The sequence below is a fragment of the Acidobacteriota bacterium genome (assembly GCA_016196035.1).
GTDB lineage: Bacteria > Acidobacteriota > Blastocatellia > RBC074 > RBC074 > JACPYM01.
Map to the genome: position 1 here is coordinate 122,775 of JACPYM010000029.1, position 14,473 is coordinate 137,247.

The window sequence follows — 14,473 nt, forward strand, 5'->3', positions numbered from 1 at the left end:
TGAAATTGAAATGCCGTCGGCCCGCGTGTAGGCTCTCCGCGCATCCCAAACACAAGGAAACACCACGAACGTTATGACAAAAAAAGCATTGATTACCGGTATCACCGGCCAGGACGGCAGTTATTTGACCGAGCTGCTGCTCGGCAAAGATTACGAAGTCTACGGCATCATGCGCCGTTCCAGTTCGTTCAACACCGGGCGCATTGACCACCTTTACCAAGACCCGCACCTGCAGGGACGGCGGTTGCATCTGGTTTACGGCGACCTGAATGACGCCAGTTCGCTCAATAAGATTTTGCGCGACGTGCAGCCGGATGAGATTTATAACCTGGGTGCGCAATCACACGTGCGCGTTAGCTTCGATATTCCCGAATACACGGCGGAAGTCGGCGCGATGGGCACGTTACGCTTGCTCGAAGCCATCCGCGAAACGGGCTTGAAACACACACGCTTCTATCAGGCCTCTTCGTCTGAACTGTACGGCAAAGTGCAGGAAGTGCCGCAGACCGAACGCACGCCGTTTTATCCGCGCAGTCCCTACGCCGTCGCCAAACTGTATTCATACTGGATCACGGTCAATTACCGCGAGAGCTATGGCCTGTATGCCTGCAACGGCATTCTCTTCAACCACGAATCGCCCCGGCGCGGCGAAACCTTTGTCACGCGCAAAGTCACCCGCGCGGCAGCGGCCATCAAACTGGGCTTGCAAGACAAACTTTATCTCGGCAACCTCGACGCCAAGCGCGACTGGGGCTACGCACCGGAGTTTGTCGAGGCGATGTGGCGGATGTTGCAACAGGACGAGCCGGACGATTTTGTGATTGCCACGGGCGAGACGCACACGGTGCGTGAACTTTGCGAAACTGCCTTTGGTCATTTGGGGCTGGATTACCAACAGCACGTCGAGATTGACCCGCGCTACTTTCGCCCGGCCGAAGTGGATTTGCTGATTGGCGATCCATCCAAAGCCAAACAGAAACTGGGCTGGCAATCGCAGGTTACGTTCAAGGAATTGGTGCGGATTATGACCGAGGCTGATCTGATGGATTTGCAGGGCAAACAACGGCCTGTTGGCTAAATCAGGTTGCTGAAGTAAGCAAGGTTTCAGTTCACCGCAAGACGGCGAAGCCTTTGGAGTGCGGCGGCCTGGTGCCGCTTTCCGTTTGAGGCTAACTGCTTTAGGTTCTACTGCGTTCGTCAGGGGCAAACAAAAAGCGGCGTCAGGCCGCCGCACTCCAAAGATAAAGCACACGCGGCTGATTACAGCAAAAAAGCGCGTGCTTTTTTCTTTGGGGTGATTACGTTATCATCGCCGCTCTTTTTGACCGTAAACAATAACCCACAGGTGAGAACGCAGAGGATTATGGCGACTGAAGCAACAACGCTCGATCTAAAAACGACTGTCAACCTACCCAAGACCGACTTCCCGCTCAAAGGCAATCTGGCGCAAAACGAACCGCTGCGTTTGCAAAAGTGGGAGGCTCTCGGCCTTTACGAGAAATTGCGTGAAGCGCGCGCGGGCCAGCCCTTGTTCGTTTTGCACGATGGGCCGCCGTATGCCAACGGCAATATTCACATCGGCACTGCGCTCAACAAGATTCTCAAGGATTTCGTCGTCAAATCGCGTTCGATGATGGGGTATTGGGCGCCCTACATTCCCGGCTGGGATTGTCACGGCCTGCCCATTGAGATCAAGGTCGAAGAGGAACTCAAAAAGAACAAGCAGGAACTCGACCGCCTGACCATTCGCAAGGCGGCGCGTGTTTACGCCGACAAGTATGTCGGCTTGCAGCGCGAAGATTTCAAACGGCTGGGCGTGTTTGGCGAATGGGAAGACCCTTACATCACGATGGCCCCGCGCTATCAGGCCAACATCGTGCGCGCCTTCGGCAAATTCGTAGAGCGCGGCGCGGTTTATAAAGGCTCGCGCCCGGTGCATTGGTGCATCAGTTGTGTCACCTCACTGGCCGAGGCCGAAGTTGAATATGCCGATCACACGAGCTATTCGGTCTATGTGAAATTCGCCTTCCCAGATGCGGCGAAAGTTGATCAGGCGTTGGCGGGCAAGAATGTCAGCATCATCATCTGGACGACAACGCCGTGGACGCTGCCCGCGAACCTGGGCATCAGTCTCAATCCGAAATACGAGTACAACGCCGTTGCTGTCGGTGATGACGTCTTCATCGTTGCCAACGGTTTGTTGGAAGCGGTCGCGCAGAAACTTGGCTGGGAGAGCTACGAAATCATTGGCACCTACAGCGGCGAGGCATTCGACCGGCTGAAAGCGCGCCATCCCTTCGTTGACCGCGACAGCTTGTTGATGCTGGGCGATCACGTCACGCTTGATGCGGGCACGGGCGCTGTGCACACCGCGCCGGGGCATGGGTACGAAGACTTTCTGATTGGCCGCGAGTACGGGCTGGAAATCTATAACCCGGTGGATTCGCGCGGCTATTTCATGAAAGACGTCGAGCATTTTGCCGGACAACGCGTGGTTGCTTTGAACAAGAACGATGCCGATGCCAACAAAGCCGTTATCGCGCATCTCGAAGCCATCGGCGTGTTGCTCAAATCCGAAAAGTTCAACCACTCCTATCCGCATTGTTGGCGCTGCCGCAACCCGGTGATCTTCCGCGCGACGCCGCAATGGTTCATCTCGATGGAAAAGAGTGGCCTGAATGCTGAAGCAGTCGCGGCCTGCGACAAGGTCGAATGGCATCCGTCGTGGGGCAACGAGCGGATGAAGAACATGTTCAAGGATCGCCCCGATTGGAACATCTCGCGCCAGCGCGCCTGGGGTGTCCCGATCACGGTCTTTTATTGCGAAGATTGCGGCGAAACGCTGCTTGATCCCAAGGTCATCAACCACGTCGCCGATCTGTTTGAGCAAGATTCCGCCGACGCCTGGTACGAACGCAGCGAAGCAGAATTGCTGCCACCCGGCACCAAATGCGCCGCCTGCGGTTCCGGCAAGCTCAGCAAAGAGCACGACATTCTGGACGTATGGTTCGATTCGGGCTGTAGCTGGATTTCGACGCTCGAACCGCGCGGCTTGCCTTATCCGGCGGATGTGTATCTGGAAGGTGGCGATCAGTTCCGCGGCTGGTTCAATTCGTCGCTGGTCATCGGCCTCGCCGTCAAAGGCACGCCGCCCTATCACCAGATCATCACGTATGGGTGGGCGGTGGATGGCGAAGGCAAGAAGATGTCGAAATCGCTCGGCAACACGGTCGAGCCGGAAAAGGTGATCAAACAGAGCGGTGCCGAAATCATCCGCCTCTGGTGCGCCGCACTCGATTACCACGAAGACATGCGCATCTCGAATGAAATCCTGACGCGCATCTCGGACGCCTATCGCAAGCTGCGCAACACGGCGAAGTATTGCCTGGGCAATCTCGCTGGCTTCGATCCAGCCACAGAACGCGTGCCTTTCGCGGAATTGCAGGAGCTTGACCGTTGGGCGTTGGGCGCCTTCAACGAAGTCGTCAAGAAGGTGCTCACCGGCTATGAGCAATACGATTTTATGACGGTCTATCAAACGCTCTATTCGTTTGCGACGGTCGAGTTGTCCTCGCTCTACTTCGACATCATCAAGGATCGTCTTTATACCTACGCGCCCAAATCGCTCGCGCGGCGTTCGGCGCAAACAGCACTCTATGAGATTGTGCATCGGATGGCGCGCTTGCTTGCACCAATCCTTGCGTTCACTGCTGACGAAATTTGGGAAAACATCCCTGGTGCAACAGCAACAGAAGAATCTGTTCACCTAGCACTTTTCCCTGAATATGAAAGCGATTGGTACGACAAAAAGTTATTAAGTGGTTACGAATCGTTATTTAAGTCTCGCAGTGTGGTAACTCCTTGGATAGAAAAGCGTCGTGCAAATAAGGAGATCGGTGCAAGCTTAAGGGCGAAATTACTTATTGATACGAACGATAACGAGTTACTCAATATTTTGTACTCGTTAAGCGAGGAGCAACGCAATGCCTTCTACATAGTTTCACAAGTGGTTCTGACGAAAATTGAGGCAGATACGTTAAAAACGGTGTATCGAATAGATTTAGCCGATGGGGTGAAATGCGAACGCTGCTGGCATTACACCACGGATGTTGGGGCGGACACGAGGTATCCGGGCGCGTGCGGCCGTTGCGTAAAGAACCTGGAGGAAATGTTGGGTACAGCCTAGTCTGGCAAACAAATGGAGGCCATATGTCAGAAGAACAAACGAAAGAATTGAATGGTAATTCGACCAACCCTTTGCCGATTGAAGAATTGGTGACACGGCACTTTAACGTCCTGATGACGCGGTTCGATCAAGTCGAGACGCGCCTTGGTCAAGTCGAGACGCGGCTCGGTCAGGTTGAAACGCAATTCAATGCCCGCTTCGATCATCTCGAAATTCGGATGGATCAAGCCGAACAGGATGTGCGCGAGGTGAAAACAGAAGTGCGCGAGTTGAGAACCGAGGTGCACGAAGTAAAAACCGAAGTGCAAGGAGTCAATGCGCATCTTTTCAAAATCGAAGAGCGCATCCGTGACCTGGATGACAAAGTGGATGCTTTTGTCCGCGAATCGCTTTTTCTCAAACGTGAGTTGCGTGATTTCCAGGCCTCGCTTAGTCCAAGGGCCTAGAACTATGCCGCTCAACTATGACAACCGCCGCTTCACCTCTGTCCGCAACTCCGCGAATGGCGAAGTCAGCGCCGCGACCGTGTTTGAATATCACCAGAGCGGCGCGCTGGTATGGGCGACCTACAGCGGTGGTTCGATTGTTTACGGGACGCTGATCGCCAAGATAGACGAACGGGATTACTTGGATATGCGCTATCAGCATCTGAATACGGCGGGCGAGTTGAGGACAGGCCGTTGTCATTCGAGGCCCGAAGTTTTACCCGATGGCCGCTTGCAGTTGCACGAGCAATGGCAATGGACGTCAGGTGACGGTTCGGCAGGCACGTCAGTGATAGAAGAAATACGGGATTGAGGTACCACGCAGTACGATGAACAGAAAGTATGCTTTTTGGCTGCTGTCCTTTCTCACCCTGATCGCCGATCAGGCGACCAAGTTTTGGGCGACAGCGCGGCTTAAGCCGGTCGGCATGATTGAGGTCATTCCGGGTTACGTTCGCTTTAGTTACGCGCTCAATCGCGGCGTGGCCTTTAGTCTATTTGCCGATGTGCAATTCAATATCAAATGGGTGTTGGCCGCAATTTCGGGGTTGGCGGCCATGATGGTCGTGCATTATCTGGCGCGCACGCCGTTCGCCCAGCGCCTGATGTGTTGGTCATTGTCGTTGTTGCTGGCGGGCATCTTGGGCAATCTGATTGATCGCATCCGGCTGGGCGAAGTGGTGGATTTCATCGAATTGCACTGGCGCGATCAATTCACCTGGCCGACCTTTAATATCGCGGATTCGGCGATTTGCATTGGCGCGGTTTTGCTGGCCTTGGAATTGTTGAAAGAAGAGCGCGCGGGCCACGCAAAGCCCGTTGCTGCGGCTGCCAATCCAAACCCCGCACCTGAAGAGGCCAGCTCGGCGGAATAGCCGCACCTTTTCGCAGGATAAAACACGCATGTTTCCAGACCTCTTCAAACTTCCATTTACCAATTTCACGCTCAACAGCTATGGCTTGTTGCTGGCGATTGCCTTCATCACCGGCCTGTTCGTCATGTCGCGGCTGGCCAAACGCGACGGTTTGCCGCAAGAGCGCGTGTACGATCTGGGCCTGTGGGTGCTGGCTTCGTCGCTGATCGGCTCGAAGCTGCTGATGATCATCACCGAATGGGATGTTTATTATCGTGATCATCCAGGCCAGATTTTCTCGCTGGATTTCTTCCGTTCGGGCGGTGTGTTTTATGGCGGTTTTATCGCCGCGATCATCGCGTCGGTGGTGGCGATGCGGCTTTACAAACTGCCCTGGTGGCGCACGGCGGACGCCTTTGCGCCGGGCATCGCCATCGGCCAGGCGATTGGGCGCCTGGGTTGTTACAGCGCGGGCTGTTGCTGGGGTGTGCCGACGACTTCGGCGCTGGGCGTGCAATTCAAAGAGCGCGGCCACGAGATCACCGGCGTGCCGACCATCGTGGCGCACCTGACCGATCCGGTGCAGCGCGAACTCTGGTCGAACAAGCTGGGCGGGTTGCTCGCGCCGCTCAAACTGCATCCGGTGCAGCTTTACGAAACGGGCGCGACCTTTGTGATCTTTCTGGTGTTACTGGCAGTCACGGGCCGCCGCCGCTTTCACGGGCAGGTGATGCTGGCGTATGCAATGCTGTACGCCGTGGTGCGCTTCACCATCGAACACTGGCGCGACGATCCGCGCGGCGAAGTCTGGAACCTTTCGACCTCGCAATTCATCGCGATTATTTTGTTTGTCGCCTCGCTCATTGCCTACATCTGGCGCGTGCGCAAGGTGACAACTACAGAACTGGCCGAGAATGCTGTCTGAACAAATGAAGCAGTGGTTGAAACCCTAGGCCTCGGCGCGCGGGTGTTTAGAGTTCCGCCTTTAGGCGGCGGCGCGTAGCGCCGGAATTACGCGCCTGCGGCGCGCCACCGCCTAAAGGCGGAACTCTAAACACCCGCGCGCGACGCGGTCTGGTTGAAGCTGAGTGTAGCCAATCCGCAATCCGCAATCTCATGCGTCTCGCTTACTTTAGTCCGCTCCCCCCCAGCAAATCCGGCATCGCCGATTACAGCGCCGAGTTGTTGCCGGCGCTGGCGCGGGGCGCGGACTTGTCCGTCTTTGTCGAAAAGCCGGATGAGTTGCGCGTGAATAAAAACAGCCAGCCGTATCAGGTCTTCGACGCGACGCACTTCGACGAATTGCACGGCCAGCAGCCTTTCGATCTGTGCCTCTATCATCAGGGCAACAACCCGCATCACGAATACATTTACGAACGCGCGCTGGCGACGCCGGGCTTGCTGGTCTTGCACGAACACTGTTTGCACCACCTGATCGCGTGGAAGACGCTGGGCCGCAAGGATGAGGCGGGGTATTGGAATGAGATGTTTTACGCCTATGGGCGGCGCGGCGCGCGTGTGGCCGTGGCGCGCGAAAACGATGCGGCCAGCGAATATCAACAGTTCCTCTTGCCGATGAATCGCCGCGTCGTCAGCCGCAGCCTGGGCATCGTGGTGCATAACGAATACGCCGCCGCGCAGCTTGAATTCGCGCCGGGCCAGGCGCTGCCGGTCGAGATCATCCCGCATCACCTGTCACCGCGCGTTTATGAACTGGATCAACTGGACAAGCTGGAATGCCGCCGCGCCTTTGGCTTGCCCGAAGACGCCTGGATCATCGCGTCGTTCGGCTTCGTCACCCAGTCAAAGCGCATTCCGACGTTGCTGAAAGCCTTCAAACGGCTGCAAGCGGTCGTGCCCAACGCGATGTGTCTGATCGTCGGCGAGGATCATTGGAAGTGGAGCGCCGCGCCTTTGATTGCCGAGATGGGTTTGCAACGCCATGTGCGACTGACCGGCTACACGGTCGAACGCGATTTCTTCCGCTATCTGAAAGCCGTGGATGTCGTCGTGAATCTGCGCTATCCGACGGCGGGCGAAACGTCGGGCACGTTGATTCGCGCGCTAGGCGCAGGCAAACCGGTCATCGTGTCTGACCACGGCCAGTTCGGCGATTTGCCCGATGATGTTTGTCTGAAAGTCACCGCTGGGCCGGAAGAAGAGCGCGAACTGGCGGCGCGATTGCGCGCGCTGGCTTGCCGTCCGAACCTGCGCGAAGGCTTGGGCGAACGGGCGTCGGCCTGGATTCGGGAAAACAACGAGGTGCAACGCTCGGCGGCGCGCTACCTGCAATTCGCCGAGCAGTTGATCGAAGGGCGCAAGCGCGGCAAAGCCCGGCAGCCGCAGCCCGTCGAATACAAACTCGATTTCAAAGAGGCCGCAACGATCAAGTTCGAGCACGCCGAGGCGCTGGATTACCTGCGCAACTTTTTCACCGACGATCCGAACGCCAGCGATTACATCCGCGTGCATGCGCGCCGCCTGTTGCGCACCGTTGAGTTGGTACCCAAAGGTTCCGCGTCGCAGCGTGCGCTCGAATTGAGCAGCTATCTGCATCTGCCGCTGCTGCTGCGGCATTACGGCGGGTATGGCGAATTGGCGGTGACCAACTGGTGGAAGGGCGAAACGCGTGAGCAGCAGCAAACCGTGCGGCACGCCGAAACGGGCGAGACGCTGAGCCTGCCGATGCACAACGTCAATGTCGAACGCGACCGGCTGCCGTTCCCCGACAATCATTTCGATGTCGCGCTCTGTTGCGAACTGATCGAGCATTTGCAGGAAGACCCCGTGCATATGCTGGCCGAGTTGCACCGTGTGGTGAAATGGGGCGGCCTGGTCATTGTCACGACGCCCAACATTGCCAGCGCCTTCAGCGTGCGCGAAGCGTTGGCCGGACGCACGCCCAACATCTATTCGCTTTACAACCGCCAAAGCGTGGGCGACCGCCACGCCCGCGAATACACGCCCGGCGACGTGCAGGCGGCGCTCGAAGCCGCCGGGTTCAAGGCCGTCCGGCTGTTCACCGAAAACGTCTGGCACGAGACGGAAGAAGATTTCTTGCGCTGGCTGGACGCGACCACCGAAGTGCAACGCGAACTGCGCGGCGATAACATTTACGCGGTGGGAAGGAAGCAGAGCGCGCAGATCGAGCGGTTTCCTGAGAATTTGTATGACTGAGCGGTAAAAGTGCCATGAGAATTTCAGATGGAAAAATTGAATTTGCAGAGAGTGATCTGAAAGAAGTTTTCGGGTTATTTACAAGCTGTTCAAAACAAGAACTAGATTGGAATTACGATCCCGCCCGGCAAGATTTTTTCGAGCAAATAGTTTTGTTGGAAGAGTACGAACTGACTCAAGAAAGGCGCGAGTTTGCTTTGGACGCTTTGCGAGCAACTCTGTTCTTTCTCTACCACGCAGGTTATCAATTGGAAAAAGATGGCAGAGTTGTGAGTCTGGTAGGGATTACAGATTATTTTGTTTAGCTAAGTTTTGGGCCTGTTTTCGCCGCGTTAGCGGCGGCTGAATTTAGCCGTGGGTTTTCAACCCACGGTGTTTGTCGAGCGAGCAACCCGCGTCGCGTTAGCGACGCTTGAATGAATAATTCCCGAATTTTCAATCGTCGCTGACGCGACGAAACTGCTTCGTTTTGCTACCGTGGGTTGAAAACCCACGGCTAAATTCAGCCGCCGCTAACGCGGCAAAGACAGGTTTCCGAATATCAGAAAACTTGGTTCTCTTACGTATTAGGCGGCTGCTTTGATCCTCGTTAATAACGTCTCCAAACTCTATCGCATCTACGACAACCCCGCCGGGCGGTTGAAAGAAATCCTGCTGCGCGGGCGGCGCAAATATCACCGCGATTTTTGGGCGTTGCAGGATGTCAGTTTGGAGGTCAATCAGGGCGAGACCGTCGGCATCATCGGGCGCAACGGCGCGGGCAAGACGACGCTGCTGCAAATCATCGCGGGCGTCTTGCAGCCTACGCACGGCGAAGTGACGGTCGAAGGCCGTGTGACCGCGTTGCTGGAATTGGGCAGCGGCTTCAACCCCGAATACACTGGGCGCGAGAACATTTTGCTGAGCGGCCAGATTCTGGGGTTTTCGGAAGCCGAGATGCTGCAACGTCTGGATGTGATCGTGCAATTCGCTGAGTTGGAAAATTTCGTAGACCAACCGGTCAAGACGTATTCGACCGGGATGCTGATGCGGCTGGCCTTTGCGGCGGCGATTCACGTTGACCCCGATGTGTTAATCGTGGACGAGGCGCTATCAGTCGGCGATGTTTACTTCCAACGCAAATCGCTCGACCGCATGGAATACTTCCGCAAGTCGGGCAAGACCGTGCTGCTGGTTTCGCACGATCCGTCCATGATCCAACGCTTTTGCACGCGCGCCGTCTGGATCGAAGGCGGCCGCGTCGCACTGACCGGCGATGCGCGCAAGGTCGTTACGGCCTATCAAGCCTTTTGCGCGCGGCTGGAAGAAGAGCATCTGCGCAACATGGCGGCGAACAGCGGCATTCGTTCGCAGGAACACGAACAGATTTTGCGCGAACTGGAATTGACCGGCTCGCGCTGGGGCAACGGCAAGATTCGCTTCACCAACGTAGAGATGCTCAACGCGGCGGGCGAGGCGCGCTGGGTCTTTCGCACCGGCGAAGCGGTGACGATCCGGTTGCATTACAAAGCCGACAGTGATTATCCGCAGCCGATCTTTGCCGTGGATGTGCATCGTTACGACGGCATTTTCGTCGCCAGCGTCAACAACCACGACACGCACCCGCAAGCCCTGCCGATCAGCAAAGGCGAGGGCTTCGTTGATTTGCACATTGCCCGGCTCGAATTGCCGTTCAATGCTTATTTCCTTTCGCTCAAGGTTTATACCGAGAATGGCGCGCCCGATTGGCGTGATCCGGCGGACATTCACAACCAGATGTATCAATTTGATGTCATCACTGACCGCGTGATTCACGGGTTAGTGCAACTTGAGGCGAAATGGTCTGCACCTGACTTGTTGCCTGCGCCCGCTCGCAGCCTTTCCAACGTCGCAGGTTGACGCTGTGTTGCGGGCCGCCCAATAATCGCTGCCGTTGCTCGCCTTCCTGAATGAAGCTGAGGGGGAGAATTTGCTATGAGTGAACCGATTGCCGTGCCGATTAGCCAGCCGCCAATGCCCGCAGGCACCGGGCGTTTTGTCGAACTCACAGAGCCGCCAGTGTCGCATTGGCTGGAACGACCGCCGACGCAGGACGAATTGCCATACGAAGATGGAGAGCCGATGGAGACTGATCGCCACCTGCTGCAAATTTATCTGTTGCGCGAAATCTTGACGTTACACTGGGCCGAGCGCCGCGACTTTTTCGTGGGCGGCAATATGTTCGTTTACTTCAGCCCCGATCAGGACAAGACGGAGCATTATCGCGGGCCGGATTTTTTTGTCGTGCTCGGCGTTGATGGTCTGAGAGAGCGTAAAAGCTGGGTGGTCTGGGAAGAGAAAAAGGGGCCGGATGTGGTGGTCGAGTTTTTATCCGACCGCACCGCAAAATTTGACCGCACCGAGAAGAAGCGGATTTATGAAACGATGCTGCGCGTGCCGGAATACTTCTGGTTCGACCCGTTCAGCGGCGAATTGGCCGGCTTCACCTTGCGCGACGGCAAGTATTTTCCGCTCGAGCCGGACGAGCGCGGGCGGCTCGTCAGCCAACAATTGGGGCTGGCATTGACTTATTGGACGGGCGAATACCTGCGCGTAACCGCCACCTGGCTGCGTTGGGAAACGCTTGACGGAACGCTGTTGCCAACAGATCGCGAGGCCAAGCAAGCGGCCCAGCAACAAGCGCAAGCGGCTCAGCAACGCGCTGAATTGCTGGCCGCCAAATTGCGCGAGTTAGGCATTGACCCTGATGCGCTGACCTAATGGTTGGTCGCGCGCACAACCATGCGAGCCGACCTGCTGCCGAGCGCACACAAGATAACGGATGAAACCTGTTGGGTTCATCTCGACCCGGAACCACACCACTATGCCGCTACGGAATTTGCTCGCTTCTCTCTTTTTGTTGGCGCTGGCAGTTACTGTCTCAGCCCAAACCGCTCAATACGATGTGCTAATCAAAAACGGCACCGTGTATGACGGCTCAGGCCGCGCGCCGCGCCGCGCTGATGTCGGATTGCGCGATGGCAAGATCGTTATCATCGGCAATTTGAAAACCGCCAAGGCCAAGACTGTGCTTGATGCGCGCGGGCTGGCCGTCGCGCCCGGCTTCATCAACATGCTCTCGTGGGCGGTGGATGATCTGGTGATTGACGGGCGCAGCCTGGGCGACATCAAGCAAGGTGTGACGACCGAGATTTTTGGCGAAGGCGATTCGATGGGGCCGCTCAACGCCGCGATGAAACAACGGCGGCAGGCCGATCAGGGCGATCTGAAATACCCGATCGAATGGACGACGCTGGCCGAATACCTGCAAACACTCGAACGCAAGGGTGTCGCCTGCAATGTCGCTTCGTTTATTGGCGCGACGACCATCCGTGAATACGTCATCGGGTTGGAAGATAAAAAAGCGACGCCGGAACAGCTTCAGCAAATGCGCGAACTGGTGCGCCAAGAAATGGAAGCGGGCGCGCTCGGCATCGGTTCGTCGCTGATTTACGCGCCAGCCTTTTACGCGCCGACTGAAGAGTTGATCGAATTGTGCAAAGTCGCCGCGCAATACCAGGGCAAATACATCTCGCACATGCGCAGCGAAGGCGCGCGCCTGCTCGAAGGCCTTGACGAACTCATCCGCATCGCGCGCGCGGCCCACATCCCCGCCGAGATTTATCACCTCAAAGCCGCGGGCCGCGCCAACTGGCCAAAGCTGGAACAGGCCATCGCGCGCATCGAGCAGGCGCGCAAAGCCGGTCTGAAAATCACCGCCGATATGTACACCTATCCGGCAGGCTCGACCGGTCTGGACGCCGCGATGCCGCCCTGGGTGTTGGATGGCGGATATGACGCGCTCTTCAAACGGCTGCGCGATCCTGAAACGCGCCAGAAAATCGCCGCCGAGATGCGCACGCCGACTGACAAGTGGGAAAACCTGTATCACGCCGCCGGTTCGGGCGAACGTGTGTTGCTGGTCGGGTTCAAATCAGAGCAACTCAAACCGCTGACGGGCAAGACGCTGGCCGAGGTGGCGAAACTGCGCGGCAAAGATGATTTCGAGACGATCATGGATTTGGTGCTGGAAGATCAATCGCGCGTTGATACGGTCTATTTCATGATGTCCGAAGAGAACATCAAACGGCAGCTCAAATTGCCCTGGGTCTCGTTCGGTTCCGACGCCGGTTCGCTGGCGACCGAAGGCGTGTTTTTGAAATCATCCACGCACCCGCGCGCTTACGGCAATTTCGCCCGGCTGTTGGGCAAATATGTGCGCGATGAAAAGGTCATCCCGCTGCCCGAAGCGATTCGCCGCCTAACCAGTTTGCCCGCCACGAATCTGGGCCTGGACAAACGCGGCTTGCTCAAAGCGGGCTATTTCGCCGATGTTGTCGTTTTCGATCCCAAAACAATTGCCGACAAAGCGACGTTTGAACAGCCGCATCAATACGCCGTCGGGATGCGGCATGTTTTTGTGAATGGCGTGCTGGTGTTGAAAGACGGCGCACACACCAACGCCAAACCGGGCCGCGCGTTGTGGGGGCCGGGCAAGGTGAAGTAGCTCAGGTTCATAGAAAACGAACTATTCAGCCGCTGATCAACGCCGATAGCCGCCGATAGCCGCCGATTGATTCTGATCCGCGTCACTTCTGCGTCAATCCGCGGCTGAGTTCAGAAAGAAGTAAAAGTCATGCGCATCGCCAAAATCGTCCGCTCAAATTCACACGTAGATTATGTCGCCCGCGTCTTCGGCCAACGTGAAATTGCCGAAGATGTCACGCCGAACGATTACCGCTTCGGCCAATTCGTCAAGATCGCCGGGCACGCGGGTGCGGTCGTCGGGGTGATCTACAATTCATTCCTGCTGAATTCGGCCTATGGCGACTTCGGGCCGCGCTTGTCCACGTCGCAGGAGCAGAACGCCATCTTCAGCCCGGACTATTTGAACGAACAGGGCGTGCTGATCGGCCTGTTGCTGGTTGGCTGGCACGACGGCCAACGCTATCAGCAGGGACTCTCACGCGAAGTGCTGCCGATCAATGCCGATGTCGAAACGCTCAGCGACGAAGAGGTGCGCGCCTTTCATCACACGGCGGCAAACGGGTTGGAATTGAAGTATTACAACCACGTCACGACGCACGCGGGCTATTTCACCTTTCAACTGCTCTCGACCATCGTGGATCAATTGGAAGGACTGTGCGAAGAGCGCGACCGTGCGCGCTTGCAAGTCTTGCGCAAGTCGCTCGCGTGGCAGCAAACGATGGCGACAATGCGCTGAACAATTCCTCGAAGGGCCCTCCAATGGCGAAGCCGCGTGGCAAGCATTTCGCAAGCAGAACGTGAAAGCGGCGCTGGGGAATTGACCCAAGCCGCTTTCGTGCGGTTGCCGCAAGGGTTGGATGAAGGCCGCGATTCCGACGTTCAGCGTTATCTTGCGATGCACCGCCGAATGCAATCCTGGCTCGACCGCAAACGCGTTGCTGCGACCTACAACGAACGCGGCAAAGTCGAAGGCGTCAAATCCCCGCAACTGACCGTCGTGCTCACCAACCCCAGCAACGAACAACAAGCCTTGCTCGAATGCCAGCAACCGGTGTATGAATTGCGCGCACAAAAGCTGGAAGCCAAAAACGCCGCCCCGCACGCACGGCTGCGCGCGTTGGAGCGGCGGGTGGGTAGCCGTCACCACAAGCAATAACACCCGCATCGCTAGATCCGCATAGATGTTGGCAGGGGAGAAAGCTGGCGCGTATCGTGCCTGCGCTATTATCCCACGTCAGCCCTCGATTAACTTTACCCGGAGGGAA

The 14,473-nt window shown here is 56.9% G+C and carries 13 protein-coding genes; all 13 read left to right on the forward strand.

Features of this window, described 5'->3' with window-relative positions:
• Positions 1–73: 73 nt before the first annotated feature.
• The 13 genes from gmd (at position 74) to HY011_09845 (ending at position 14,364) form a co-directional block, all read left to right on the forward strand.
• Positions 74–1,078 carry a GDP-mannose 4,6-dehydratase gene (gene gmd, locus HY011_09785; protein MBI3423218.1) on the forward strand — a complete coding sequence of 335 codons (1,005 nt, stop codon included), beginning with the start codon at positions 74–76 and terminating at the stop codon, positions 1,076–1,078.
• Positions 1,079–1,363: 285 nt separating this feature from the next.
• Positions 1,364–4,186 carry an isoleucine--tRNA ligase gene (ileS, locus tag HY011_09790; GenBank protein MBI3423219.1) on the forward strand — a complete coding sequence of 941 codons (2,823 nt, stop codon included), beginning with the start codon at positions 1,364–1,366 and terminating at the stop codon, positions 4,184–4,186.
• Between the two features lie 23 nt (positions 4,187–4,209).
• On the forward strand, positions 4,210–4,632 hold the full coding sequence (locus HY011_09795; GenBank protein ID MBI3423220.1) for a hypothetical protein: 423 nt from the start codon (positions 4,210–4,212) through the stop codon (positions 4,630–4,632).
• 4 nt (positions 4,633–4,636) lie between these two features.
• Positions 4,637–4,984, forward strand: coding sequence for a n-acetylglutamate synthase (locus tag HY011_09800; protein ID MBI3423221.1), 348 nt, complete (start codon positions 4,637–4,639; stop codon positions 4,982–4,984).
• Between the two features lie 16 nt (positions 4,985–5,000).
• Positions 5,001–5,546 carry a signal peptidase II gene (lspA, locus tag HY011_09805; protein ID MBI3423222.1) on the forward strand — a complete coding sequence of 182 codons (546 nt, stop codon included), beginning with the start codon at positions 5,001–5,003 and terminating at the stop codon, positions 5,544–5,546.
• A gap of 28 nt (positions 5,547–5,574) precedes the next feature.
• Entirely contained in the window at positions 5,575–6,450 is an 876-nt protein-coding gene (gene lgt, locus HY011_09810; GenBank protein MBI3423223.1) for a prolipoprotein diacylglyceryl transferase, read from the forward strand.
• 191 nt (positions 6,451–6,641) lie between these two features.
• The gene (locus HY011_09815) at positions 6,642–8,702 is read left to right on the forward strand and encodes a glycosyltransferase (GenBank protein MBI3423224.1); all 2,061 of its coding nucleotides are present in this window, start codon (positions 6,642–6,644) and stop codon (positions 8,700–8,702) included.
• Between the two features lie 14 nt (positions 8,703–8,716).
• Positions 8,717–9,007 (forward strand): hypothetical protein, encoded by a 291-nt coding sequence (locus HY011_09820; GenBank protein ID MBI3423225.1) that lies wholly within the window; start codon positions 8,717–8,719, stop codon positions 9,005–9,007.
• A 274-nt stretch (positions 9,008–9,281) separates the two neighbouring features.
• Positions 9,282–10,580, forward strand: coding sequence for an ABC transporter ATP-binding protein (locus tag HY011_09825; GenBank protein ID MBI3423226.1), 1,299 nt, complete (start codon positions 9,282–9,284; stop codon positions 10,578–10,580).
• A 114-nt stretch (positions 10,581–10,694) separates the two neighbouring features.
• Positions 10,695–11,441, forward strand: a complete 747-nt coding sequence (locus tag HY011_09830) for a Uma2 family endonuclease (protein ID MBI3423227.1) — start codon at positions 10,695–10,697, stop codon at positions 11,439–11,441.
• Between the two features lie 103 nt (positions 11,442–11,544).
• On the forward strand, positions 11,545–13,227 hold the full coding sequence (locus HY011_09835) for a D-aminoacylase (protein ID MBI3423228.1): 1,683 nt from the start codon (positions 11,545–11,547) through the stop codon (positions 13,225–13,227).
• Between the two features lie 129 nt (positions 13,228–13,356).
• On the forward strand, positions 13,357–13,944 hold the full coding sequence (locus HY011_09840) for a hypothetical protein (protein MBI3423229.1): 588 nt from the start codon (positions 13,357–13,359) through the stop codon (positions 13,942–13,944).
• Between the two features lie 36 nt (positions 13,945–13,980).
• Positions 13,981–14,364 carry a hypothetical protein gene (locus HY011_09845; GenBank protein ID MBI3423230.1) on the forward strand — a complete coding sequence of 128 codons (384 nt, stop codon included), beginning with the start codon at positions 13,981–13,983 and terminating at the stop codon, positions 14,362–14,364.
• Positions 14,365–14,473: the final 109 nt, after the last annotated feature.